This window comes from Streptomyces sp. NPDC059718, assembly GCF_042733315.1.
Classification (GTDB): Bacteria; Actinomycetota; Actinomycetes; order Streptomycetales; family Streptomycetaceae; genus Actinacidiphila.
The window spans coordinates 40,869-64,937 of record NZ_JBHWGA010000001.1 but is presented as its reverse complement, the minus strand read 5'-3'; the positions used below and the strand labels follow the sequence as shown (position 1 = coordinate 64,937).

The 24,069-nt window shown below is 71.1% G+C and carries 21 protein-coding genes; 9 read left to right on the top strand and 12 right to left on the bottom strand.

Annotated features, from left to right (window positions below):
• Positions 1 to 60: 60 nt before the first annotated feature.
• The 3 genes from ACFV3E_RS00300 (at position 61) to ACFV3E_RS00290 (ending at position 1,976) form a co-directional block, all read left to right on the top strand.
• A complete protein-coding gene (locus ACFV3E_RS00300) occupies positions 61 to 834 on the top strand; it encodes an SDR family oxidoreductase (protein ID WP_500532701.1) in 774 nt (257 codons plus the stop codon).
• 32 nt (positions 835 to 866) lie between these two features.
• Complete coding sequence (locus tag ACFV3E_RS00295) at positions 867 to 1,235, top strand: VOC family protein (RefSeq protein WP_500532700.1); 369 nt, start codon at positions 867 to 869, stop codon at positions 1,233 to 1,235.
• Between the two features lie 327 nt (positions 1,236 to 1,562).
• Positions 1,563 to 1,976, top strand: coding sequence for a nuclear transport factor 2 family protein (locus tag ACFV3E_RS00290; protein WP_500532699.1), 414 nt, complete (start codon positions 1,563 to 1,565; stop codon positions 1,974 to 1,976).
• A gap of 281 nt (positions 1,977 to 2,257) precedes the next feature.
• On the opposite strand, the gene ACFV3E_RS00285 is transcribed toward ACFV3E_RS00290, so the two are convergent.
• The 4 genes from ACFV3E_RS00285 to ACFV3E_RS00270 form a co-directional block, all read right to left on the bottom strand.
• Positions 2,258 to 3,403: a DUF4396 domain-containing protein gene (locus ACFV3E_RS00285; protein WP_500532698.1), complete on the bottom strand. Its 1,146-nt coding sequence runs from the start codon at positions 3,401 to 3,403 to the stop codon at positions 2,258 to 2,260.
• 532 nt (positions 3,404 to 3,935) lie between these two features.
• Positions 3,936 to 4,403 (bottom strand): VOC family protein, encoded by a 468-nt coding sequence (locus tag ACFV3E_RS00280; RefSeq protein WP_500532697.1) that lies wholly within the window; start codon positions 4,401 to 4,403, stop codon positions 3,936 to 3,938.
• 291 nt (positions 4,404 to 4,694) lie between these two features.
• A complete protein-coding gene (gene pstS / locus ACFV3E_RS00275) occupies positions 4,695 to 6,458 on the bottom strand; it encodes a phosphate ABC transporter substrate-binding protein PstS (protein ID WP_500532696.1) in 1,764 nt (587 codons plus the stop codon).
• Between the two features lie 538 nt (positions 6,459 to 6,996).
• Positions 6,997 to 7,785 (bottom strand): protein kinase family protein, encoded by a 789-nt coding sequence (locus ACFV3E_RS00270; protein ID WP_500532695.1) that lies wholly within the window; start codon positions 7,783 to 7,785, stop codon positions 6,997 to 6,999.
• A gap of 306 nt (positions 7,786 to 8,091) precedes the next feature.
• Between ACFV3E_RS00270 and ACFV3E_RS00265 the strand changes: the two genes are divergently transcribed.
• Positions 8,092 to 9,105: a DUF1259 domain-containing protein gene (locus ACFV3E_RS00265; protein ID WP_500322163.1), complete on the top strand. Its 1,014-nt coding sequence runs from the start codon at positions 8,092 to 8,094 to the stop codon at positions 9,103 to 9,105.
• Between the two features lie 131 nt (positions 9,106 to 9,236).
• Entirely contained in the window at positions 9,237 to 9,557 is a 321-nt protein-coding gene (locus ACFV3E_RS00260; RefSeq protein ID WP_500369878.1) for a hypothetical protein, read from the top strand.
• Positions 9,558 to 9,633: 76 nt separating this feature from the next.
• On the opposite strand, the gene ACFV3E_RS00255 is transcribed toward ACFV3E_RS00260, so the two are convergent.
• From ACFV3E_RS00255 to ACFV3E_RS00240, 4 genes are all read right to left on the bottom strand, one after another.
• Positions 9,634 to 10,830, bottom strand: coding sequence for an NAD(P)/FAD-dependent oxidoreductase (locus ACFV3E_RS00255; RefSeq protein WP_500532694.1), 1,197 nt, complete (start codon positions 10,828 to 10,830; stop codon positions 9,634 to 9,636).
• A gap of 98 nt (positions 10,831 to 10,928) precedes the next feature.
• Positions 10,929 to 11,882, bottom strand: a complete 954-nt coding sequence (sigJ, locus tag ACFV3E_RS00250) for an RNA polymerase sigma factor SigJ (RefSeq protein ID WP_500369876.1) — start codon at positions 11,880 to 11,882, stop codon at positions 10,929 to 10,931.
• Positions 11,883 to 11,915: 33 nt separating this feature from the next.
• Positions 11,916 to 12,320, bottom strand: a complete 405-nt coding sequence (locus ACFV3E_RS00245; protein ID WP_500532693.1) for a RidA family protein — start codon at positions 12,318 to 12,320, stop codon at positions 11,916 to 11,918.
• Positions 12,321 to 12,506: 186 nt separating this feature from the next.
• Complete coding sequence (locus ACFV3E_RS00240; RefSeq protein WP_500532692.1) at positions 12,507 to 12,806, bottom strand: hypothetical protein; 300 nt, start codon at positions 12,804 to 12,806, stop codon at positions 12,507 to 12,509.
• Between the two features lie 729 nt (positions 12,807 to 13,535).
• Between ACFV3E_RS00240 and ACFV3E_RS00235 the strand changes: the two genes are divergently transcribed.
• Entirely contained in the window at positions 13,536 to 15,239 is a 1,704-nt protein-coding gene (locus ACFV3E_RS00235; protein ID WP_500532691.1) for a substrate-binding domain-containing protein, read from the top strand.
• A 138-nt stretch (positions 15,240 to 15,377) separates the two neighbouring features.
• Here ACFV3E_RS00235 and ACFV3E_RS00230 read toward each other — a convergent pair whose 3' ends face one another.
• The gene (locus ACFV3E_RS00230) at positions 15,378 to 17,546 is read right to left on the bottom strand and encodes a phosphocholine-specific phospholipase C (RefSeq protein ID WP_500532690.1); all 2,169 of its coding nucleotides are present in this window, start codon (positions 17,544 to 17,546) and stop codon (positions 15,378 to 15,380) included.
• A gap of 286 nt (positions 17,547 to 17,832) precedes the next feature.
• Here ACFV3E_RS00230 and ACFV3E_RS00225 point away from each other — a divergent pair, with 286 nt between their 5' ends.
• The gene (locus ACFV3E_RS00225; RefSeq protein ID WP_500532689.1) at positions 17,833 to 18,348 is read left to right on the top strand and encodes a VOC family protein; all 516 of its coding nucleotides are present in this window, start codon (positions 17,833 to 17,835) and stop codon (positions 18,346 to 18,348) included.
• Between the two features lie 162 nt (positions 18,349 to 18,510).
• Here the strand turns inward: ACFV3E_RS00225 and ACFV3E_RS00220 are convergent, their stop codons facing one another.
• From ACFV3E_RS00220 to ACFV3E_RS00210, 3 genes are all read right to left on the bottom strand, one after another.
• Positions 18,511 to 19,581 carry a WxL protein peptidoglycan domain-containing protein gene (locus ACFV3E_RS00220; protein ID WP_500532688.1) on the bottom strand — a complete coding sequence of 357 codons (1,071 nt, stop codon included), beginning with the start codon at positions 19,579 to 19,581 and terminating at the stop codon, positions 18,511 to 18,513.
• Between the two features lie 71 nt (positions 19,582 to 19,652).
• On the bottom strand, positions 19,653 to 21,578 hold the full coding sequence (locus ACFV3E_RS00215; RefSeq protein ID WP_500532687.1) for a purple acid phosphatase family protein: 1,926 nt from the start codon (positions 21,576 to 21,578) through the stop codon (positions 19,653 to 19,655).
• 130 nt (positions 21,579 to 21,708) lie between these two features.
• Complete coding sequence (locus ACFV3E_RS00210; protein WP_500532686.1) at positions 21,709 to 22,917, bottom strand: HupE/UreJ family protein; 1,209 nt, start codon at positions 22,915 to 22,917, stop codon at positions 21,709 to 21,711.
• Positions 22,918 to 23,090: 173 nt separating this feature from the next.
• On the opposite strand from ACFV3E_RS00210, the gene ACFV3E_RS00205 reads away from it, so the two are divergent.
• Positions 23,091 to 23,768 carry a type 1 periplasmic-binding domain-containing protein gene (locus tag ACFV3E_RS00205; RefSeq protein ID WP_500532685.1) on the top strand — a complete coding sequence of 226 codons (678 nt, stop codon included), beginning with the start codon at positions 23,091 to 23,093 and terminating at the stop codon, positions 23,766 to 23,768.
• Between the two features lie 127 nt (positions 23,769 to 23,895).
• Positions 23,896 to 24,021: a hypothetical protein gene (locus ACFV3E_RS00200; protein ID WP_500532684.1), complete on the top strand. Its 126-nt coding sequence runs from the start codon at positions 23,896 to 23,898 to the stop codon at positions 24,019 to 24,021.
• Positions 24,022 to 24,069: the final 48 nt, after the last annotated feature.

The window sequence follows — 24,069 nt, the reverse complement described above, 5'->3', positions numbered from 1 at the left end:
TCCGGTTCCGTTTACGTGTACCGTATCCGGAGTCAGGTTCATCTTACGGAGGAGGACCCCATGCCCATCACGGACGACAGCCTCGACGGCCTTCGGGTACTGGTCACCGGCGGCAGCCGGGGCCTGGGCGCGGCGACCGTGCGCCGCTTCGTCGCCGCGGGCGCGACCGTGCTGACGGCCTCCCGCAGCCGGCCCGAGGAGGACAGCGGTGCCACATTCCTCGCGGCGGACCTCTCCACGCAGCAGGGTGTGGCCGAACTCGGCCGCCGCGTCGTCGAGCAGGTGGGCGGCGTGGACGTGCTCGTGAACAACGCGGGCGCTGCGAGCGCCCCGGCGCCGACCCTGAGCCGGTCGGACGAATCCTGGCAGGCGGACCTGGAGATGAACCTCCTCAGCGCCGTGCGCCTGGACCGGGCCCTGGTGCCGGGAATGGTTGAGCGGGGCTCCGGCGTCGTCGTGCACGTCTCGTCGATCGCCAGCCAACTGCCTCAGCGCACCGAGACGTCCTACGCCGCCGCCAAGGCCGCGCTCAACACCTACAGCCGCGAACTGGCCACCGAGGTCGGCGAGCACGGGGTGCGCGTGGTCTGCGTCCTTCCCGGCTTCGTCGTCACCGACGGTGCCACCGCCCACCTGAAACACATGGCCGAGAAGCAAGGCATCACCACCGAAGAGGTCACGCAGCAGATCGTGGACCACCTGAACGTCCCCATGGGCCGCCCCGGAGATCCCGAGGACGTCGCCGAGATGATCGCCTTCCTCGCCTCCGGCCGCGCGAAATGGCTCACCGGAGCACAGTTCCGCGTCGACGGCGGCATCATCCCGACCGTCTGAGCAACCACCGACAGCACGAACGGGACACCCCCATGCCCATCACCCTGGCCTCCGTGATCATCGACGCCGCCGACATCGAGAAGGAGAGCTCCTTCTGGCACCGGCTGCTCGGCGGCTCCCTCACCCCCACGCCGACCCACCACTTCGTTCAGGCCCCAGGCCTCCCGGTGATCGTCGTCCAGTCCGCCCCCGGACACACCGCCCCGAACTGGCCGGACGGCACCTCCCAGCAGATGCACCTCGACTTCGGCGTCGACGACCTCGCAACCGCCGACTGCACGGCCACCGCCGCCGGCGCCACGCGACTGCGGCCCACCGACGAGATCACCCCGGAGACCCGCACCGGCAGCCGCGTCTACGCCAGCCCGGCCGGACACCCCTTCTGCCTGCGCTCGACCTGAGCCGGTCGCCGTCCACCGAGCCGCGCCTGTCGTCAAACGATCGTGTGACGGCAGGCGGGCGACACGTCCAATGGAACCGCTCAATCCGGGGTTCGCGGCAGCTCGAATCGACCCTGTCGACCATCAACCGAGACAGGACACCACCGCCTGGTCGCGGGTCCTTGCTGCTGTGCTCATGTACACGCGGCGCGCGTGCCGTGCTCGTGCTGGTCGGCGGCCGGTACCAGGACGTGCCTGAGATGTGGTGCGTTGCGTCGGTTATGGGTGGATCGCAGGTGGTGGGATGCGAACATGGGCCGTCGATTTGGTCTGGTTGAGTGAGTGATCATGACTGCAGCTGAGGTGTCGGCTTATTTGGCGGGGCTGGAACAGGCGGATGCCGGGGCGGTGCTGGAGTTGTTCGCGCCTGGAGGGATGGTGCACTCTCCGCTGTACGGCCCCCGACCGGCCACGGAGTTCTATCCCGAGCTCTTCGCCGATACCAGCCAGGCGAGCCTGACCCTGCTGGGGGTGGCGGAGGGCCGCACCCAGCAGGGGGCCGCGCTGATCTCGTTCTGGTTCCACTTTGACTGGCGCCTGCCGTCCGGAGCGGCCGCGCCGTTTGACGTGGTGGACCTGGCTGAGCTCGCCGAGGACGGCCGTATTGCCACGCTGCGCATCGTGTACGACACCGTTGACGTGCGTCCGGCGTTCGAACGCGAGAGGGGCAGTTCGTGGCGGCCCACCGAGGATCAGAGCTGACGGACTGCCATTCAACCGGCCGTAAAGCGATTTGCGCATGCCTCGGGGCGATCTGACGGATACGTGGTGAGAACGGCTGGGGACCGCGATGCCGCCGATACGAAGACGGCCCGCCACCGCAGGATCGGCGGCAAGCCAGAGAGGTCGCGACGAGGAATGACAAGCTTGCCGTCCGCTACGAGGGAACTCGCGCGAACCGTCCGACTCACTTTTATCCGGCAGCGCCGTAACCACATCTCAAACACGTCCTCGACCCGTCACACCTGTGGCGCCGGCGGTCACTACGTCATCGTCAGGTTTCCGAACAAACCAGCGATGAGGAAGCCCGCACCGAAGATCGCGAAACTCACCACGGTCATCACTGTGAGTCGGCTCCGGCTTACCCCTGGTTCCATGTGGTGCGCATGGCCGGTGGACGGCGCTGCGGCATCGTGATCGCGGGCTGGTTCTGCGGAACCGTTCACACCATGGCCAGGCACCGGAGTTCGCTGCGCGAACGCGGGCGGATGTTGCTCGTGGCCGCCAAGCGCAACACAGGCGAGGGCGAGTGCCGCGACCTGGGGCACCGGGCGCGCGCCGTCACGGACCGTCATCATGCCGTGTTTGAGTCCGTGGCCAACCAGCCACCAGTTCATGGGCAGCGCGACGAGGAACCCCGCACACAGCGCAATGGACATCACGAACCAGAGCCGTAGGCCGGTCGGATCCGTGGCCGCCATGTCGTGTGACAGCCACGGAACCATAACTGCTGTCATCCCGCCCATGACAGCGTTCATGGAGAGCAGCTCTGCCATGAAGGTTTTGGACAAGGACCTCCGATATGAGCCGAACATGCTCTTCATGAACAGCGCCTGGAATACGGTCCACCCAAACAGGAATCCGAGGGCGTATTCGCACAGGACCTCGGCCCACATCGGCAGGCCGGCCCCCGAGGTAAGGGCCTTCGCCGCGAGGATGCCGATCCCGTCGCCGGCCACGCAGTGCATCGTGGAACCGACCACCTGCCGCCACTTTGCGGAGACGTACTGCTCATGGGTGTTCGGCAACGGCTCCCGGCAGCTGAGCACGTACAGCAACGCCCCGAACAGTCCGCTGAACGCGGTGACGATCACGAAGCCCCACTTCATGACCGGGGACTCCGGGGTCGTTTGGATGTCGATGGCCACGAACAGCACGCCGATCACGACCTGGATGAACCACAGGAGCATGACGCCCTCGATGAGCATCCCCGCCTCCGAGCCGTCTCGGCGCTTCATCTCGCGGAACGCCGACCAGCACTGGTCCTGGCGAAGAAGATCACGCCCAGCCTTGCTCAGGCGGATCCGAGCTCCGCCGGCTGCCAGCAGATCCAGCCGTTCCGGGACTTCCTCGCAGAGTTGCACACCTACATGGCCGACGCCACGCGACAGCCTGGGTCTCGCGTCCACTCGCCCTTCCACCCCCTTCCTCCCCCTCCGCCGAACGCGCTGGGACCAGCGGAAGGAACCCGACTCCTCTGTACTCATTCGAGTGATCGGCAAGCTGCCGGTCTTGGGGTTGGGCCACCCCACAGCTACAGTCGAACGCATGAGCGATTGTCGAGATGCGATGGAGGTGCCGCCCCGGCGTACCGGGGCCGGCGCCGAGCCGGTCGCCTTCACCGAGGCCTACCCGGAGCGCAACCGCCCCCGGGTCGAGCTGCAGGTCACCGGCCGCCCGTACCGCGCCGTCGCCACGGAGCGCCGCGTGCGGGTGCCAGGCGATGCGCCCGTTGAGCCCAACGACGGCGTGCCGGACGCCACGCTCGGACGGGCCCCGGGCCATGACCTGACCGGGCGCTCAATACCGCCGACCACCTTCACGATGAGGACGAGGACGCCTGTGCCGAGGTGCTCGAGCTGGTCGGCGCCGCTCGCCGCCGCGGTCTTCCTGCGCAGGGGGACGCGCCACCCGCTCCGTCCGAGGCGGGAAATCCACAGGTCAGGCCAGGGTGTCGGCATCCTGGGTGGAGGCCGCGAACGCCTCGGCCTGCTCCGCCGCTGCCGGGTCCATCCACATGACCTGCCAGCCGTGGCCGTCGAGGTCGAAGAAGCTGCGTGAGTACATGAAGCCGTGGTCCTCGGCGTCATCCGCCTCGGAGCCGCCCGCCGCGAGTGCAGTGGCGCTGACCGTGTCGACCTCATCACGGGACGACACGCTGAAGCAGTACAACGCCAGCGTGTGCGTGGTGGGGTCGGCCATCGGCAGTTTCGCGAACTCCGCGAACTTCCCGCGGCTGAGCAGCATGACGAAAGCCTGCTCGCCGACCAGCATGCAGGCTGCGGACTCGTCGGTGAACTTCGGGTTGAAGCCGAACCCGAGCTTGGCGAAGAACGCCTTGCTGAGTTCGAGGTCCGCTACGGGGAGGTTCACGAACAGCATGCGGCCGGGGTGTGCGGGAATCGTCATGGTGGGTCTCCAGTCGGTGGCTCGATGGCGTGCGTACTGATAGACCGGCCCGACCGGCGGAACTCATCGGTGTACCTTCGCCACCGCGTCGAGTCGACCTCCAAGGCAAGGCGATAAGCCACTGGAACGGCCGAGTCTCCAACTGCGTGACAACGCCCGACACCGGCGGACGACCGCCCAGAGCATGCCCGGTGGGCGTGAGGTGAGAACCGCGCCGGCGGCCGTCCCGTCCGGCCGTAGCCGAACGGGACGGCCCACCGGCGGGGGCGTCAGCTCTCCTGCGGAGGGGGATCAGATGACGGTCAGCGTCAGGACCGCCGTGTACGTGCCGGGCGGCGTGGAGGTCGGGGCGTCGAAGTCGAGCCCGGCCCCGGCATCCGCGGTGCCGGGGCCGATGCCGGTGGCCAGCGTCCGGGACTCCTTGAGCCCGTTGCCGTCGCCGGGTACGACCGGGGCGCCGGGCGTGATGGACGGGACATTGCCGCGGTCGGCGATCGCGGGGGCCCAGGTCAGGCTGCTCCCGTCGATGGTGCTTCCGGCAGGGCCGGTGAAGTCGCCGACCTGGCCGGAAACCGTCCAGCCGATGTTGCCGGGGCGGGTGTCGGTGACGGTGACCGGGGTCATCTGCCCCGAGGTGTGGAGGAACTCGCCCGACGGGTCGAGTACCGGACCGGGCAACTCGACGTGCGGGTCGCCCGCGACGGAGATCAGCAGCGCCCCGGGCTCGAGGGTCGTCGTGATGGACTGCGACCGGCCGCCGGGGGCGGTGCCGTCGCACGGAGTGCTGCCCACCCGGTCGCAGGGGGGCGGGTAAGGGGCGGTCAGGGCGAGGGTGTCGGTGCCGTCGGTGGAGAAGGTGGGGTTGTGGCAGTTCTTGATGTCGATGCTCTGGACGTCCACGCCGGGAATCCTGCGGACCTGGTTCAGGCCCGCCTGCACGAGGTTGACGGGCAGCGGCGAGTAGCCCAGTTTGTCCACGTGCTGCTGCCCTTGGCAGAGGAAGTAGTACGCGAAGGCACCGAGGGACTGGCCCTTCTGAAGGGTGAAGTTGTACTCCACCTTGGTCGGGACGATCGCGTAGCTGTATCCGGAGAGGGGATAGGCGCGCGGGTCCGTGCTGTTGTAGACGCCGTCGAGGTCCTGCGTCAGGTAGGCGGGCGAGGAACTGTCCTCGTTGGTCCGTGCCTTGAGAAGTGCGACCGCCACGTTCTGCGCGGTGGGCGCGACGTAGTACCCGGCCTTGTTGAGCACCTTGGCGACCGGGAAGTGGGTGGTGATCGTCGCGTAGGAGTACTCGACGTACGTGATGGTGCCGACGTTGCGGGACTGCGCCACATAGCCTGAGACGCCGTTCGAGCCTGCCTGGCGGACAAAGGTGCCGCCCGGTGCGAGGGGGTAAAGCGACGCCGTACCGCAGGGGGTGCTGCGGCCGGCCCGGCGGCAGTAGTCGTCCCACAGCGACGGGTGCTGCTTGCTCATCCAGGTGCTGAACTGCGCCGTGGTGCCGGAGTTGTCGGAGCGCACCACCGGGACGACCGGGCGGGCGGGCAGCGTGGCGGCGAGTGCCGGGTTGTCGGCCTTGATGGCGGGGTCGTTCCAGGCCGTGATCTGTCCTGTGAAGATCTTGGCGATGACCTCGCCGGACAGCCGCAGGTCGGTGACGCGCCGGCTGCCGATGGTGAGGTTGTACATGAACGACGTACCGCCGGCCACGATGGGCATGTACGCGTACTTGCGGGACGGCGGCGGGTCGGCGACGCCGGAGTCCTCGAGGCCGTAGGGGATGTCGGAGACGGCGAAGTCCACGGTGCCGTTGCGGAACTGGTTGCGGCCGTCCGACGATCCCGTGCCGCTGTAGGTCACGCGCACGTCGTGCTGCTGGACGTCGGCCTGCCACAGGTCGAGCGCGTTCTGGCTCCAGGTCGACCCGGCGCCCGCGATCGGCACGTGTGTCGCGGCGGTCGCCGGGGTGGCGCCGAACAGGAGGGCGGCCAGAAGGGAGAGGGCGGTGACGATTCTCGGGCGGGCGAGGAGTGCCGGAGGCGGGCCGGGCATGGCGGTGACTCCTGGTCGGTGTGGGTGAGTGCGGGCCGTGGTGGTGGGGGCGGTTGCCCGGTGCCCTGGGCGGTGGCCGCAGGACCCGAGGTGGGCTCGCCTGCTCATGCGTGCTCGACGTCGCGGCGCGGGCCCGAACAGACCGGTGCCGCTGATCGCCGACCGCTTCCCATGAACCGTCGTCCCCCCTGTCGCGGGGCACGGTGTCCGTGCCCGCAGCACGATCGACGGCCACCCCCTGAGCCTTGATCGCATCGCGTAAGAATGCGCGGATCGCCGCAACCCGGGGCGACAGCGCGGTGAAGGACGAACAGCGAACGCACCAATGCCGGGGGCCGCGCTGATCGGGTTTCCGACGGCGTGACGCGAAGTCGGGCATGGCAGGTGACCGGATCCGCCCGACCCGTACGGCTGGTGGGAACGGAATCTCACGCCGCCGGCGAGGTGGCCGAGCCAGCCGCGGTCACATCAACGCAGCAACTGAAGGCGGGAGTTCGCATCGGCTCCTGGGCGCTGCGCGCGGCGACCCGCGGCTGGGTCAGCCGCCTCGGTGCCAGCTCCACGCGGCGGCCGCGGTCTGCATCCTGGCTGTCCACTCGTTCGGGGAGTCGCCGGCGATCTCGTCCCAGAGCCGGTACTGGGCTCGCGCGAACGCGTCGAGCCCAAGTGCGGGGGCGGCGGCGGACGCGGGGTGTTCGGCGGACAACTGCTCGGTCTGCTCGGGAGTGTGGCCGGAGGCGATGAGCCAGATGGCCCACAGGGCGGGGTCGATCCACCCGGCGCCTCGGGCGGCCCAGGACCAGTCGACGATCCGGGCCCGTCCGGCGATGAGGACGTTGTGCGGGTTCCAGTCGGTGTGGAGCAGCCGGTCCCCGGTGAACAGCCCGGCGTCATCGCCGGCGTAGGCCCGCATCCGGTCCGGCATGGTCCTGAGCGGCAGGTCGGGTAGCGGCAGGCCCGCGAGGGTCCGCATCGCGTCGGCGACGGGGGCCAGGTGGGGCGAGCCGGGGGCGTAGTCGGCGTGGGGGCCGTCGAGGTCCTCGAAGCCGAGGAGGTCCCAGCCCGCGCACCGGGTGTGCCAGAGGAGGGCTGGAGCCGGCGGCGTGATGTGCGGGGCGATGGCCGCTTCGCGTTCCTGCGTCCGCGCCCGTGGATGCTCGAGCCGCAGTCCCTTGACGAAGACGGCGCCTGTCGCCGTACGGATACGGGCCGCGATTTCGGAATTGAGGCCCGTCGGGACCGACTCGGCTTCCAGCACCGGCCCGGTGTGCTTCTCGATGACGGCCAAGACGTCGGCGGGGACCTCGGTGAAGCGGTGCGTCGTCATGGTCGGAGGGTTCCAGAACGGGCCGGAGGAGGCCCACGCCGTGCACACGGCACGGTTTCCCCCTCGGTGACGGTCCGTTGCGGGGTTCGCCTGCCCGGGCCCCTGCACTGCGCCGGTCGGCCGAGTACGCGGAGCGTCGTGGCGCAGTTGGGGGGCCGCCAGGCGTGGCCGGGGCAGGCGTACGGGCTCCGTCGGCGGGCCGGCTCACCCGTTTGCCGACGGGCGCTTCACCCACCTGGCCGCAGTGCTGGTGGTGCTGGGGTCTGTCCGTGGCTCGTCGTGCTTCCATCCCGTCAGGAGGCACACATGATGCGTGAGGACCGACAGCAGGACACCCACCCGCAGGCGGGTGCGTCACGGCGGCATCTGCTCGCCGCGGCCACTCTGGCGCCGATGCTGGGCGGGGCGATCTCCGCGTGCGCGCCAACCGGAACGTCGAAACAGCACAACCACCCGTCGGTCATGCCCGTGCGCACCGCTCTGACGGACTGGAAGGACGTGTCCGTCGCGCTCGGGCGGACGGGCGACATCAGGCGCGAGTTCATGTACCACACGGGTCTGCCGCGCCGGGACCTCAAGGTGGTCTCACAGGGCGTCACCGTCAAACCGGGGCTCGCCCTGGGCTCGCACGTGTCCTTCGTCCGCTACGCCGACGGGAACACGCTGCTGATGGGCGACGTGGTGGTCACCGAGAAGGAGATGCAGTCGTTCGCCGACGTGCTGCACGAGCGCAAGATCGAGCAGACCGCGATCCACAAGCACCTGCTGTCGCAGGACCCGGAGATCTGGTGGGTCCACGTCCACGCGCACGGCAAGGACCCCGTGGCCATCGCCACGGGGCTGCGTGCGGCGCTCGACCGGACCGGCGCCCCGCCGCCGGGGCGGCCGGACCACACGGTGCCGCGCAAGCTCGACATGGACGTCGCCACCATCGACAAGGTGATGGGCATCAAGGGCGGCATCGACGACGGGGTCTACAAGAACACCTTCGTGCGCCGGGAGACCATCACGGACGCCGGTATGGTCCTGCCGCCGGGCCTCGGATCCACCAGTGCGATCAACTACCAGCCACTGGGCAACGGCCGCGCCGCGGTCAGCGGCGACTGCGCCATGATCGCCAGTGAGGTCCAGGACGTCCTGGCGGCCCTCAGGCGTGCCGGGTGCCAACTCGTGGAGCTGCACAACCACGGGCTGACGGACGAACCGCGGCTCTTCTTCGTCCACTTCTGGGCCGTCGGTGACGCGGTCAAGCTCGCCAAGGGGATCCGGAAGGCGCTGGACGCCACCAACGTCAAGGGGATGGCGGTGGAGATCGGCTGACGCCCGACCGGCGGCGGGTACGGGTGGCCCGACCGCCGCTCCGCGCGGGAGGTCCGTTGCGGCTGCGGCGGTCGGCTCCACCCGTCTTCGTTGTACCGTCTCCACAGACGATCACGGGGAGGGCGACGGGGATGACCAGACGGTGGTACACCGCCCTGGGCGTGAATCTGCTGCTGGGGATCCCGGGCGTGGTGCCGATCTGGATGCTCTGGTACCTCGCCGCGAACTGGCCGCTCGCCGACCTGGGTCTGACCGTGCGGGAGCCGACGGAGAACGACGGCATCCTGCCCGGGCTGCTGCTCTTCGGGCCCGTCGTGCTCCTCTACGCCGTGCTCTGGTGGGTGGCCAACCGGCCCCTCGCCGTCCGGACCGCGCTCACCGCACGTACCTACTGGCTGCTCAGCGTCCTGGGCACGTTGCTGCCGACGGCGGCGCTGATCGCCAACTCCTGATCCCCCGAGCGCCCGCAGCTCCGCAGCCCCGCCGCAGGGAGGCTCCCTCGCGGCGGGACATCGCGCGCGGTGCGGGTCAGGCAGGCGTCCGGACCACGGGTCCGGAGGGGGCGGGCCGGGGGGTGACGCGGCGGCGGCGGGTGGGGAGACCCATCGTCGGGTTGGCGACGCCCCAGGCGGCGCCCTTGCAGATCAGTTCCTTGTAGAGGGCGGCGAGCCGTCCGGTCAGGGCCGCGCTGACCGCGCGGTCGTCGGCGGTGACGTACTGGATCAGGCCTTCCTTGCGGCCCAGCGAGATGCACTGGTTGAAGTACCGCAGTGGGGCGTTGGGGAGCTTGCCGCCGGTCAGGCGGGCCGCGATGGCGTCGGCGGCCTGCCAGGCGGTGGGGATGCCCGAGGCGCACGACATCCGCAGCGGCTTGTCGCCGGGGCCCATCGCCAGGGCGGCGTCGCCGATGGCGTAGACGTCCGGGTGGGAGACCGAGCGCATGGTGCCGTCGACCACGATCCGGCCGGTGCCGGTCGTCTCCAGGGCGGTGGCCCCGGCGATCGGGTGGACGGCGAAGCCGGTGGTCCACACGGTGACCGCGGCCGGGATGGAGGTGCCGTCGGAGGTGGTGACGTGGTCGGCCGCCACGGCGGTGACGGTGGTGTGCTCGTGCACGGTGATGCCGAGCCGGTCGACGACCTTGCGCAGGTGCCGGGCGCCCTTGGCGGAGAGCCAGTCGCCGAGGCCGCCGTGGGCGGCGAGGGCGACGGCGAGGTCCGGGCGGGCCTCGGCGATCTCGGTCGCGGCCTCCAGGCCGGTGAGGCCGCCGCCGACCACGAGCACGGGCCGTCCGGCGTCCAGGGCGGCCAGGCGCTCGCGCACCCGCAGTGCCCCGGGGCGGCCGGCGATCTCGTGGGCGTGCTCGGCGGCGCCGGGGACGCCCTGGTCCTTCCAGCCGCTGCCGAGGGCGTAGACGAGGGTGTCGTACGTCAGTTCCCCGGCACCGTCCGCGCCGTGGACGGCGACGGTCCTGCGGTCGGGGTCGACGCCGGTGACCTTCGCCGCCTTCAGTTCGACGCCGGTGCCCGCGAACATCTCGCCGAGGGGCCGGGTGGTGAGGTCCTGGCCGGTCGCGAGCTGGTGCATCCGGACGCGCTCGACGAAGTCGGGCTCCGCGTTGACGAGGGTGATGGCGACGTCCTCGCGGTGCAGCCGCCTGGCGAGGCGCCCGGCGGCGCTGGCTCCGGTGTATCCGGCTCCGAGGACGACGATGCGGTGCTGCATGTCCTGGCTCCTGTCTTCTCTCCAGCGGGTTCGCCCCTTGAACCGGGCGGCCCGCCGTTTCCTGACAGGAACGTGATGTGAAGCACGTCACACCGGGGTCAGAAGGCGTGGAGCAGGGGTTCCCCGTGGTCGCCGGCCGCCCATCGCCCGGTCGCGCGTCGGAGCTTGTCGGGGTTGACCTGGTTGCGTACGGCGGCGATGCCCTCGGCGGTGACCTCCAGGCACATGACGCCGACGACCCGGCCGTCGACGACCGCCACGACGGCGGGGCCGCCGTTGGCGGCCGTCGCGTGGATCTCGGCCGAGCCGCCGACCAGGGCACGCTTGGCCGTGCCGGGCTTGAACAGGCCCCGCAGGAACTTCGCGACGGCGAGCGCGCCTTCGAAGGCCTTCGCGCGGGCCGGGACCTTCCCGCCGCCGTCGCCGACCGCGACGACGTCCTGGGTGAGCAGCCGCACGAGCGGCTCGGTCCGGCCGCTGGTGGCGGCCGCCAGGAACTCCTCGACGACCCGCCGGGTGGCCGCCTCGTCGACCTCGGTACCGGCCTTGCGGGCCTTGCCGTCCGCGATGTGCTTCCTGGCGCGGTGGTGGATCTGCTGGCTGGCGGCCTCGGTGATGTCGAGGATCCCGGCGATCTCGCGGTGCGGGTAGTCGAAGGCCTCCCGCAGCACGTACACCGCGCGCTCGTTGGGGCTGAGGCGCTCCAGCAGGACGAGGACCGCGTACGAGACGGATTCGCGCTGTTCGGCGGTGTCGGCCGGACCGAGCATCGGGTCACCGGCGAGCAGCGGTTCGGGGAGCCACTGGCCCACGTAGGTCTCGCGCCGGGCCCGGGCCGAGGTCAGCTGGTTGAGGCACAGATTGGTGAGCACCTTCGTCAGCCAGGCCTCGGGGACGTCGATGCGGTCGACGTCGACGGCCTGCCAGCGCAGGAAGGTCTCCTGCACGGCGTCCTCGGCCTCGCTCGCGGAGCCGAGGAGCCGGTAGGCGACGGCCTCCAGGCGGGGCCTGGAGGCCTCGAACCGGTCCACGTCGTGCAGGGTCAGGGCCATGGCCCGGATCCTAGCCCCGCGTCCGGTGTCCGGTCAGTGGGTGAGGTCGAGGCGGACGACCGCGCCGATCTCCACGAGCTGGTCGGGCAGGGCCAGGTCGGACACGCCCATGACGGTGCTGGTGGGGCGGTGGTCGCCGCAGTAGGCGGCGTGCAGGCGGGCGACGGTGTCGAAGTGGTCGCGCAGGCCCCTGACCAGGACGGTGGTCTCGACGATCTGGTCGCGGCCGGCGCCGAAGTGCTCCAGCACGCGGTCGAGGTTGTCGAGGGTCGTGCTCATCTGGAGCTCGAAGTCGCCGGTCCCGACGAAGGTTCCGGCGCTGTCGTGGGACAACTGCCCGGAGATGTAGAGCGTGTCGCCGGCCTGTACGGCCTGGCTGTACCCGTAGAGCGATTCCCACGGCATGCCGAAGTTGAATTCCCTGGACCGGACGGTCACGGTGCTCTCCTCGTCGTCGACTGGACCGGCCCCGCGTGGACGGGGGCCGACAGCTGAGACCGGGGCCGTCGTGGGGGTGTGACAGGAGCGGGGCGAGGGCGGCCCGCCGGCCGGAAGCCCCGTGGCGGTTCGTCACGGGGCTTCCGGCCGGTCGGGGTGTGCCGCGGTCGGTGGGGCGGGGAGCCCTTAGCGGAACGGGAAGTATCCGCCGAAGCCGCCGACGGGGACGGCCACGGGGACGACGACGACGGGGACGAAACCGCCGTAGAAGTTGTTGCCGTAGAACCCGTTGCCGCGGAAGCCGCCGATGCCGCCGAAGCCGCCGCCGAAGCCGCCACCGCCCTGGACGTAGCTCGTCGGGGCTGTCTGGAGGGCTGAGGTCGTGATCTGTGGTGCCGCGTCGGCGGTGCCCGCCGCGACGACGGCGAGCAACGGTGCCGCCAGCGCTGCGGCGACAGTCCGGCGGACGGTGATGTTTGCACGCATGTCAATCTCCTTCGTACGTGAAGATTGGTGGACAACGGCCGTGCCATTTCCGACCGTCGTCGAACCGGCTTCGTGTGCCTGGAGCCGGTAGGACGAGGGGCACGTGACCCACGCGTTCTCGCTCACCGGGCAGGGACGCCGTGATGCAAGGCGGCAAACGCCGAGGACATGACCGTGACACGGGTGGGGCCCGTAGTCAAAAGAAAGCGCCGCGGCACAGCGTCTCGGTGGGCGCTTCTTCGCAGGTCAGGGGCTATGCGAGGGTGCTGTGGGAAATCTTCCGGGCGCCGGGGGCGGGCGTTCACCCACCGGCGGCCCTTGGCCAGGACCCGGGGGTCACGGTCACCCTCCGTCGCCGGCGGTCCGGCCCGTGCACGACCGCGTCACGCGATCGTGCACGGTCCGACTCCTCACGCACCGCCCAGGAGGGGCCTTCCGGGAGGGCCGTACCCGCTTCTCCGGTCCCGCGCAACGGGAGGACGACCATCGAGGTGGCGGCCGGCGCGCACAGGAGCCGCTCGGCCGCCCGGTGTCCTGCGCCCGCGCGGCGGTGGCGCCGCGTTCGTTCGTCCTTCATCTTCCCGTCGTGCCGGGTTGCGGCGGGGCGCGCACTCTTGCGCGATGCGATCGAGCCACGGGGCGGGGGTCGTACGGACGTGCCGTGACGGGCGGAGGGGACCGGGAGTGACGCGAGCGAACGGGGCGGCGGTACGCGGAGGTTGTCCGCGGGTGCGCCTGCGGGGCTGGATGCGGGGGGCCGTCGCCTCGGCGGCGGCGGTGCTCCTCGTCGCCCTGGGCACCGCGCCGCCCGCGCGTGCGGCGGCAGGCGCGCCGGTCGCCGGGGCCGGTTCGACGTGGGCAAACGGCCCGCTCGACCAGTGGCGGTACACCGCGGGCAGGTCCGGCCTCGGCATCGTCGACTACGCCGGCACCGGATCGGCCGACGGGCGCAACCAGTTCCGGAACGGCACCGTGGATTACGCGGTGTCGGAGCTGCCGTACGGCCTGACCGAGGGCGGGGTGACCGACCGGCCGCCCGCCAGGCCGTTCGCCTACGTCCCGGCCGTGGTGGGTGGCATCGGCTTCCACTACAACGTGCGGGTCGACGGCGAGCGCATCACGAACCTGCGGCTGTCCCCGGCGACGGTGGCCGGGATCTTCACCCGGGGCATCACCCGGTGGGACGACCCGGCGATCCGGGCGGACAACCCGGGGACCCGGCTGCCGGACGTCCCGGTCGTCCCGGTCGTCCGCGCCGACGCCAGCGGCACCACCGCCGCGCTGACCCAGTGGCTTGCCGACCGGCAGCCGGCGGTGTGGGACGCCTACTGCGTCGCGGCGGGGCGCGGCGCGGGCTGCGGCGCGACCTCGCTCTTCCCGACGGTCCCCGGGGACGTGGCCGTGGCGGGCTCGAACGGCGTGACCGGCTACGTGGCGGGGCACGCGGGCAACGGCGCGATCACATACGCCGAGTCGAGCTACGCGCCGATCGCGCGCACGGTGATGGCCAGGCTGCTCAACCGCGCCGGCTACTACACCTCCCCCACCCAGGGTGGTGTGACGGTGGGTCTGGCCACGACCGCGTCCGACCCCTCGGGCATCGTCCATCCCGCCGGCGCCTACACCAACCCGGACCCGCGGACGTATCCCCTGCCGATCGTCGGCTACCTGATCGTCCCGACGACGACGGAGCAGCGCTTCTCGACGGCCAAGGGGCGCACGCTCGCCTCGTTCGCCTCGCTCGCGCTGTGCGAGCAGGACGCGTCGGCGCGCCTGGGCAACTCCGTCCTTCCGCCGAACCTGATCGGCAAGGGTCTGAACACCGCGGCAGGCATCCCCGGTTCCACGTCCGGCGACGTCGACACGTCGGGCTGCGCCGCCTCGGCCGCCGAGGCCCTGCGGAGCGCCCCGCAACCGCGGGCGTGCGACCGGCTGGGTGTCCCCTCGTGCGAGAACACGGCCCCGGGAGGGCATGAGCAGTCGATCACGACGATCGTGGAGCCCGGGGCGCTGGTGATCTCCATCGAGGGCAGCCCGCGCGTCGTGCTGCCGGGTCCGGTGCTCGACGCGTCGGGCGAACACCTCCACACCTCGGGGCGGATGACCCCGGTCACCGTCACCGACACCCGTCCCGGGAGCGTCGGCTGGACGGCCTCGGGACAGGCCGGCGACTTCGCGGGCCCGTACGGCACCGGCATCCCCGCGAGCAGTCTGACCTGGGCTCCCGAGGTCGTGGACGCGGGCAACGTCCGGGGCGTCACGGCGGGCCCCCCGGTACTCCCCGGCGACGACGGCGGGCTGGGGCGGGCCCGGACCCTGGCCACCGGCGCCGGCCCCGGCACCGCCGACGTGGGGGCGCAGCTGGACCTCGACGCGCCGACGGACACGCGGCCCGGCACCTACACGGCGGTCCTGACGCTCACCGTCATCTGACCGCGGCGGGGACGCCGGGCACGGACGCGGCCGGGGACGGGCGACGGCGGTCGCCCGTCCCCGGCCGTTCAGGTCAGGCCAGGCCAGGCCAGGCCAAGTGAGGCTTGGTCAGGTCCAGTCGGGTCCCGGCGGATCAGGTCAGCCGGTGACGCTGGCCCGGCCGGTCTCCAGGTGGCCGGTGAAGCGCTGCGACCAGGTGCTGTCGCAGTCGGCCGTGACGGTCACGTCGTACCAGCCGCCGCTGACCTCCAGCGGGCTGACCGTCCACGCCTCCTTGCCGTGCGGGGCGACCCGCACCTTCGTGGGGGCGCCGGGGATGTAGTGGTTGTGCGTGACGGTGAACGTCACCGGCTTGCGGCCGTTGTTGCGCAGCCACAGCTTGAGCTTCGGGTGGGCGGTCGCCCTGCCGTCGTGGTAGCGGGCCTCGACGACGAGGTCCTTGCCGGCGCCGGCGGTGTCGCCGGTGAAGCGGCGCAGGAACCGGTTGGGGCCCGTGACCGTCAGGTCGTAGGCGGTGTCGCCGGCGGCGGAGCCGACGGGGCCGGTGCCGGTGACCCGCGCGCCCGCGGGGACGGTGTACTGGCCGGGGAACGCGGCCGGGTACGCGGCCAGGGAGGGGAACCCGCCGAGGTTGTTGTGGACGGAGAAGTGGCTCGCCTTGGTGGCGAAGGGCGCCTCGTTGCCCAACTCGAACTCGACCGCGCCCTCGGCGAAGCCGGTCAGGTTGGCGCTGGGCTGGTACAGCAGCGGGCGGGCCCGCTTGGTGCCCTTCTCCTGCGTGGGCATCGCGTTGTCGCCGGGCAGCGGGGTGTACCGGGTCTCGGGGACGAGCGGGCCGGTGTCGGGCAGGTGGGGCAGCCCGTAGACGGGGGAGGCGAAGTCGAGGGCGCCGGTGAGGTCGCCGCACACCTCGCGCCGCCAGTCGCTGATGTTGGGGCAGATGGCGGGCGTGCCGAGGGCGGTGGTCCACTTCTCCAGGAACTGGATGACCGAGGTGTGGTCGGAGACCTCCGAGGTCACCCAGCCACCGCGGGTCCAGGGCGAGATGAGCAGCAGCGGCACACGGAAGCCGAGGCCGACCGGGAGGGGCTCGGTGACGCCGTACTGGCCCATGGTGCCGGAGACGAACTCGTCGGCCTCGCCGGGGGCGGGGACGGGCGGCGGGACGTGGTCGAACTGGCCGTCGTTCTCGTCGTAGTTGACGATCACCAGCGTCGAGTCGAAGACGTCCGGGTCGGCGTGGAGGGCCTCCAGGACGCCGCGCAGGAAGTACCCGCCGTTGCTGGGCGCGGTGACCGGGTGCTCGGAGAAGAACTGGTTGTTGACGACCCAGCTGACCTGCGGCAGCGTGCCGCCCAGCACGTCCGCGCGGATCGCGGCGTTGATGTTGTCGGCGTTGCCCGCGAGGCCGGTGACCGGCTCGGGGACGTTCTTGACGCCGTTGTCGTAGTAGACGTCGCCGGGGGCGGCCTGACCCCCCTGGGTGGGGTCGAGCCTGGCGAAGGTGCCGAAGTACTCCAGCCCGTTGTCGCCGTAGTCGTCGGCGCACTGGTAGACGCGCCAGCTGACGCCGGCCTCCTGGAGCGTCTCGGCGTAGGACTCCCAGGGCAGGAACCTGCCGCGCTCGTCGCCGCCGTCGTTGGCGGTGAAGTCGCCGTGCTTCTTGTCGGCGTTGATGGTGCCGCCCCACAGGTAGGTGCGGTTCGGGCCGGTCGCGCTGAGCACGGAGCAGTGGTAGGCGTCGCCGACGGTGTAGGTGTCGGCGAGGGCGTAGTGGAAGGGCAGGTCCTTGCGGTCCAGGTAGCCGAGGGTGGTGGGACCGCCCTTGGCGTAGTACCAGCCGTTCATGAGGCCGCCGTACCAGGCGCCGTGCTGGTCGGTCCAGCCGTGGCTGGTGCCGCCGTAGTTGGCGGCGCCGAGCTCGGCGCTCGGTGGGGTCGGGCCGCTCCAGGACTTCGCGCCGCTCAGCCGCCACGGGTACTGGGTCTCGGCGCCCTCCGTCGGCGTCTTGGGCTGCTGCCACACGGACCCGCCGCCGGGCAACTGGATCGTCGCGCGGTCGCCGAAGCCGCGTACGCCCTTGAGGGCGCCGAAGTAGTGGTCGAAACTGCGGTTCTCCTGCATGATCACGACGACGTGCTTGATGTCGCGGATGTCGCCGTGCGGGCGACCGTGGCCGCGCGGGGCGGGCCCGGCCTGGGCGGGGGTCGCGGCGGCGCTCACGCCGGGCAGCGTGGCGCCGATGGCGGCCGCGCCGGCGACGGTCGCGGCGGTGCCGAGGAAGTCTCTCCGGGACACTGAGGACATGGCTCAAAACCTCCGGATGGGAGATACAACTACCTGGAGACCTTGATCCCGCGTCCTTGCCCACGGGTGTCGGGAACCGGGCGCGGACATGGACGGGCCGAGGCGTCCGTCCTTCCGTCGCCCTGCCTGCCTGCCTGAAGCAGGGCCCCCTTCCCAAATTCTTGACGTGTCAAATAAATGCCTCTATGTTTGCTTGACGCGTCAAGCGATGAATGGAGCTGGGCGGGCCCCGTACCGTCGCCCCCGGGGCCCGCCCGCGCCGCCCCCAGGATGAGGAGTCACGACCATGGCACAGCCGCACGGCGAGGAGCTGCAGGCGATCCTGGAGCGCCAGGCGGAACTGAGGGACCGTTATCTCCTCCCGGCCGAGGAACGCCCGGTACCCACCACCCAGGGGGTCCACCACGCCGCGTTCATCGCCCGGAACGTCGAGGAGACCATCCTCTTCTACCGGGACGTGCTGGGCCTCCCGCTGGTGGACCTGGTCGAGAACCGCGACTACCGCGGATCGACCCACTTCTTCTTCGACATGGGCGGCGAGAACATGCTCGCCTTCTTCGACTTCCCCGGCCACCCCCACCCCGACTACGCGGAGACGGTGGGCGGCGGCCACCACGTCGCCCTCGCGGTCACGCAGGAGGCCTACGACATGGTGAAGGCCCGCCTCGACGAGCGGGGCCTGCCGTACGCGGCCTTCCCCACCGAGGTCGCGGACAGCATGTTCCTGGCCGACCCCAACGGGCTCAGGATCGAACTCATCACGGAGCGGAAGGGCTACGCGCTCGGGGAGTACATCCTCTGACGCGGCGGGCCCTTCCCGCGCGGGCGCCGGGCGTCGGCAGAACAGGCGGAAGACCGCCCGTTCTGCCGACGCCCGGCTCCGGCGCATCTTCGGGTCCTGGACGCGGGGCGGGACGCCTCATGGCCCCGGGACCCCGCGGTCGTCGCGGGCTGACGGCCCGGGTCAGCTCTTCTGCGTCTCCTTGGCGCGGAGCGCCTTCTCCACGGCGTCCCGGACGCGGGTGTCCTCCTGCTGCTTGCGCCGCGTGCGGCCGCGGCGGGTGAGGACGATCGCGGCGGCGACGGCCGCGGCGATCAGGACGATCAGCAGGACCAGGACCCAGGGCACGGCCCAGCCGTGGGCGGTGGCCTCGACCGGGTCCAGGGGGGTGATGGAGCCCGACGCGTCGGTGAGCATCGGGGTGAGCGCGGCGGTCGCGGTGAGGCTGACGGCGGGTGCGACGCCGTGGACGGGCACCTTCACCTTCCAGCTCTCGCCGGGGAGCAGCTCCGGCGGCGCGGCGATGTCGCCGGCCTTCGCCCGCAGCCATCCGAACGGACCGGCCACCGAGACGGACTGGCGGGCCGACAGCATCGCGTTGCCGGTGTTGTGGATCGTGTAGGTGACCGTGGCGTCGCCCGAGGCGAAGGGGCTGGCCGGGCCGTCGTAGTCGACGTGGAGGCCCTCGACCGCGAGCTTCGGCTTGAGCTCCCCGCTGACCCGCAGCTTGACCCGGATGCCCAGGCGCCGGTCCACGTTGATGCCCTGGGCCTCGTCGGACTGCTTGAGCGAGGTCAGGATGCCGCCCACGTAGTCGCCGGGGGTGGCGTTGTCCGGGACGGTGACGGTGAAGGGGATCTCGGCGGTCTTGCCGGGCTTGATCTCGACGCTGTCGCGGTCGGCGTGGACCCAGGCGCCGATCCCGACGGACTTCTTGTCCTTGGTGAGCAGGTCGAGCTGCCCGGTGTCGGTGGTGTAGCCGTCGGCGGCGTAGAGCGCGAGCCGCAGCGCGGAGGTGCTGCGGTTGGCCACGACCATGGCGTCCTTGACCTGTCCGCCGGGGTTCGCGGTGTAGCTGTAGCTGGACCGGTCGTCGCCGAACCCGTTCGCGGCCGTCCTGACCGTCCAGGTGACGTCGCCGTCGGCCGCACGGGCGGGACCGGCGTGGAGGCCCACGAGGGCGAGGGCCGCGAGCAGGACCAGGACGGCGGTGCGGGCGAGGGGCGTCGTGCGGCGCGGTGCGGACGGGTGCATGTCGGGGTTCTCCTGGAGCGGGAGGCGGGGCAGGCACCGACGGTGCCTGCCCCGCCGTCAAACGGGTACGGTCAGCTGCTCAGCGCAGTGATCGTGAGGGTGGCGCGGTAGCCGCCCTTCTCGACGCTGTCCGGGATCTTCAGATCCAGGTCGGCGCCGAGCTTGGCGGAACCCCGCGGGTGGCCCTGCTCGGCGGAGCCGAGGCCACGCGAGACGGACAGGCCCTGGCCGTGGTCGTCGTAGCCGGACGCCACCGGGTCGCCGGCCGCGGCGCCGGCGCCGCCGTCCAGGACGTACGGCGTCCAGCCGAGGTAGGAGCCGGAGAACGTCTTGTCGGCGTCCTTGAAGTCGCCCACGTTGGCCGAGATCGACCACGGGGCGAGCGAACGGCGGCTGTCGGAGACGAGGATCGGGTTGATCTTGCCGCCCGCGACGAAGTGGTCGCCGTTCTGCTCCTTGGCGGTACCGAGGTCCACCAGGCCGTTGTAGCCGTCGATCGTCCAGCCGAACTCACCCGGAGCCGGGTTGGGGACGTTGACCTGCAGGTCCTGCTTGTCCCCGTGGTACGGGTGCACCGTGACGTCGTCGACGTGCGAACCGACCGGCTGGTCGGCGCCGTTGGCGGCGCTGCGGATGTTCTCGACCACGAGCTTGTCGTTGCGCACCTGGACCTTGACGTAGGTGCGGACGTGCTCCTGGTTCTGGACCGAGTTGTACCAGTAGCTGTCCGGGTTCAGCGGGTCGGCGCCGTTGCCCGCGCCGCTGGTGCCGCTGCTGTCCGGCTTGGTGATGTCGTAGTACTTCGAGCCCGATGCGGAGTTGGCCGTCACGTAGAGGACGCCGCCGGGACCCGGGTACACGTCGGAGGCACCCGGCTGCTCGGCCGGGTTCTCCTTCTCACCGTTCTTGATCAGGTAGCTGCGGGAGTAGCTGTGGTCGTGGCCCTGCAGGACCAGGTCCACCCCGAGCTTGGAGAACGTCGTCGGGAAGTCCAGACGACGCTGCTTGTTGTCGCCGTCCTTGGCGTGCGAGGCCGGCGAGTAGATCGCGTGGTGGTAGACGAGGACCTTCCACTTGGCCTCGTTGCCGTGCTTGTTGATGACGTCGGTCACGTAGTTGACGTGCGCCGCGTCACCGCCGCCGTTGGCGGAGTTGTAGCTGTTGCTGTTCAGGTCGATGAACAGCACGTCCTTGTAGATGTACCAGTAGTCACCGCCGGACTTGGTGCCCGCGGGGTTCCCGTTGTCGTAGTACGGGGCCGAGCGGTCGGTGTTCGGGGTGGTGAAGTGCTGCTCGTAGGCCTTGCCGCCGACGTCGTGGTTGCCGATGGTGGCGGCCCACGGGTACTGGCGCAGCCCGTCGGGCGCGAGGAAGGAGTTCCACTGGGACTCGGTGTTGGCCGTCTCGACCTGGTCACCGCCCGACACCAGGATCTCGGCGTTCGGGTTGGCCCTCAGCGAGACGTCGACCGTGTCCTGCCAGCCGGCCTGGTCGGCGGCCAGGTTGCCCGACGAGCCGATCTGCGGGTCGCCGTAGAACAGGAAGTCGTACTCGCCCTCGAAGTCCTGCGTCTTGAAGGAGTACGCGGTGGACCAGTTGCCCTCGCTGCCGACGCGGTAGGAGTACTGGGTGTTCTCCTTCAGGCCGGTGATCGTCGCGTGGCGGTTGAAGCCGCCGCTGGTGGCGATGTTCGCCGCGCCGATGGCGTCGAAGGTGGCGGAGCCGGCCGGGAACTGGCCGTCGGTCACCTGCGCGGTCGGGGCGACCTGGATCTGCTGCGCCGTGTCGGCGGAGGAGTACCAGGTCACGGTGCGCTGGGTCTCGTTGGCGCCGACACCGAGGACGATGCCGCTGAGGGTGGCGGTGTCGGCGGCGGACGCCGAGGTCACCAGCCCGTTGCCAAGGGCAACCGTCAGGCCGAGGAACGCCGCGGTGGCCCCGGTGGCCACACGGCGCCGCGCGGACCCGGAGGTCCGCGAGGAGTTGCTCGATCTCATTTTTGTCTTTTCCTTCTGTGCACGAATCGTGTGCATCGAGTGGAGACCCCCACGCTCACCTCGGCAGGTAAAGCGAACATAAATGCGAGACCCGAGGTAGTTGAACTTCACACGTGTCCTGGACGTAGTCTCAGAATCCGGACACTCGTTGCACGAACCACACCAGCCCCATGACAGACACCCCCGCGGAAATCGCACCCGTGGTCCAGAGGCCGGCCCGCGCCGAACGGCGGCGCAGCACGAGCAGCAGCGGGAAGACGACGGCGATGATGGCCAGTTGGACGGCCTCGATGCCGACGTTGAACACCAGCAGGGACCACAGCAGGGTCCACGACCACGCCTCGTCGATCCCCAGCGCGCCTGCGAAGCCGAGGCCGTGCACCAGGCCGAAGCAGAACACCACGCCGAGGCGGGTCCATCCGGCCCGGTCCAGGCTGAAATGCCCCTGTCCGGCGGCCTCGAGGTCGGTCGCGTGGCCGCCCCGCCGCCAGATCCGCCACAGGTACCAGCCGGCGACCACGGCGATCGACAGCGCGATGACGGGCTCCACGATCCGCGCGGGCACGTCGACCACGCCCAGCGCGGCGAGCATGAACGTCACCGAGTGCGCCAGGGTGAAGCTCGTGGCCGCCAGCACGATCTCGCGCGGCCGCCGCGAACCGGCGATCAGGGCGAGCAGGAACAGGATGTGGTCGATCCCGGTCAGCAGGTGCTCGGCGCCGAGGCGGAAGAACTCCCAGAACCGCTCGTACCAGGACTGGCCGATGGAGAAGGACGGGTGCTCGGCGTCGAGCGCGGCACTGCCCGAACTGCCGTCGACCGCGTACGTGACGATCGTCTTGGTGCCCTTGACGTAGCCCTCGGAATCGGGGAACAGCCCGCTGCGCACCTCGCGGTCCTCGCCCTGCGGGCAGTTCCAGTCCAGGCGGAGGGTGGCGTACGGCACGCCCTCCCGGCGGCCCATCGTGAAGCCTCCGGCCTGGGCGGGGGTGCAGGCCGTGCCGTCGGAACTCACCGTGAAACGCCCGGTGGCGTACGCGACGGCCGACGTCGCGTGCGCCTCCAGCGCCGCGGCCTGGGCGGTGGCGTCGCCGGCGTCGAACGCGGCGGTCCCTTCGCGGAAGAGGGTGTCGTCGTGCTGGTAGTCGGCGGCGGACACGACGAAGAGGTCGTACTCGAGCTGCAGCGTGGTCCGTATCCGGCCTCCGTCGGCCGGGGCGACGTCCACGTACACGGTCGAGGTGAAACCGTGCGCGAGCGCGGACTGCTGCCCGAGGCCCAGGAAGGCGATCACCGCCGCGGTGATCCCGACGAGGGTGCGGCGGACGCGATGTGACATGTGGCTCCTTCAGGTTGCCACTGCACCGTGCACGTAGCGGGTGAACCGGAACCGGCCGGTCGGCGAATCGTGCGAAAACAAGTTCGACAACGGCGCCCCCTGGATGGAGACGAGGGGAACGGGATTGCAGGATGGGGGCGGCACCACCTGTCACCACCCGGAGGTCGATCGCCTTGCGCCCCCCGCTTCGCGCCGCCGCCACCCTGGCCGCGGCCGCCGCGCTGCTCACCGGATGCGGCTCCGGCGACGACTGGTCACACCCGCACGCCAGCCCCAGCGCCGTCGGCACCCCGGGCCCCGGGTTCGTCGACCGCGCCGCCCCGCCCGCCCCCGAGGCCACGGCCACCCCGCGCCCCGGCTCCTGGTCCGGGGTCCACCCCTCGGAGGGCTACCGCGTCGTCCTGCTGACCGCGGGCGACGACCGCCCCGCCAAGGCGCTCGCGACCGCGGTCAAGGAGTGGGCCGAGGCCGAGCACGTCGACCTCAGGACGGTCGTCACCGACCACCCCGCCGACCTCCTCTCCGACGTCACCCGGGCCCTCGACATGCATCCGGACCTCATCGTCAGTGCCGGCAACGACCTGATCGACCCCCTCGCCACGGTCACCCCGAACCACCTCTCCCAGCAGTTCCTCGTGGTGGGCGCGGAGTTGGCCGAGCCCACCGCCAACGTCACCGCCGTCGACTGGTCCGGCGCGTCGTTCCGCGGCGAAGGGCTGGGCATGTCCTCGACGTACGACCCCGCCACCTTCACCCCCGCCCGCTGCGCCGCGGCCGTCCGCGCCGGCGTCGCGGCCGTCCTGGGCGGTGTGACCGGGATCGTCCTCTGGCTCGACGAGCACGGGGGATAGCGCCCCCGGTGCCCGTCCCCCGGCGATCCGCCGACGAGGCCCTGGCCGCGCTCTCGTTCGGGCGGCTGCTCGCGGTCCATGACACCGGCGGCAACCGCGACGAGCCCCACCGGCAACCGACCACGCCATGGGCGCGCCCAGGACCGCCGCGCTCGCCGAGACGCTCGGCTTGATCCAGTCCTACCCGCAGTTGGCCGCCATGTGGCGGGCCACGCCCGTGCGCGGCACCGTCACCTTGGAGCGCGCGGGCTGATCGCGGGACGGGTGTACCGGCGGTGGCAGCTCTTGGCGCCACATGGCG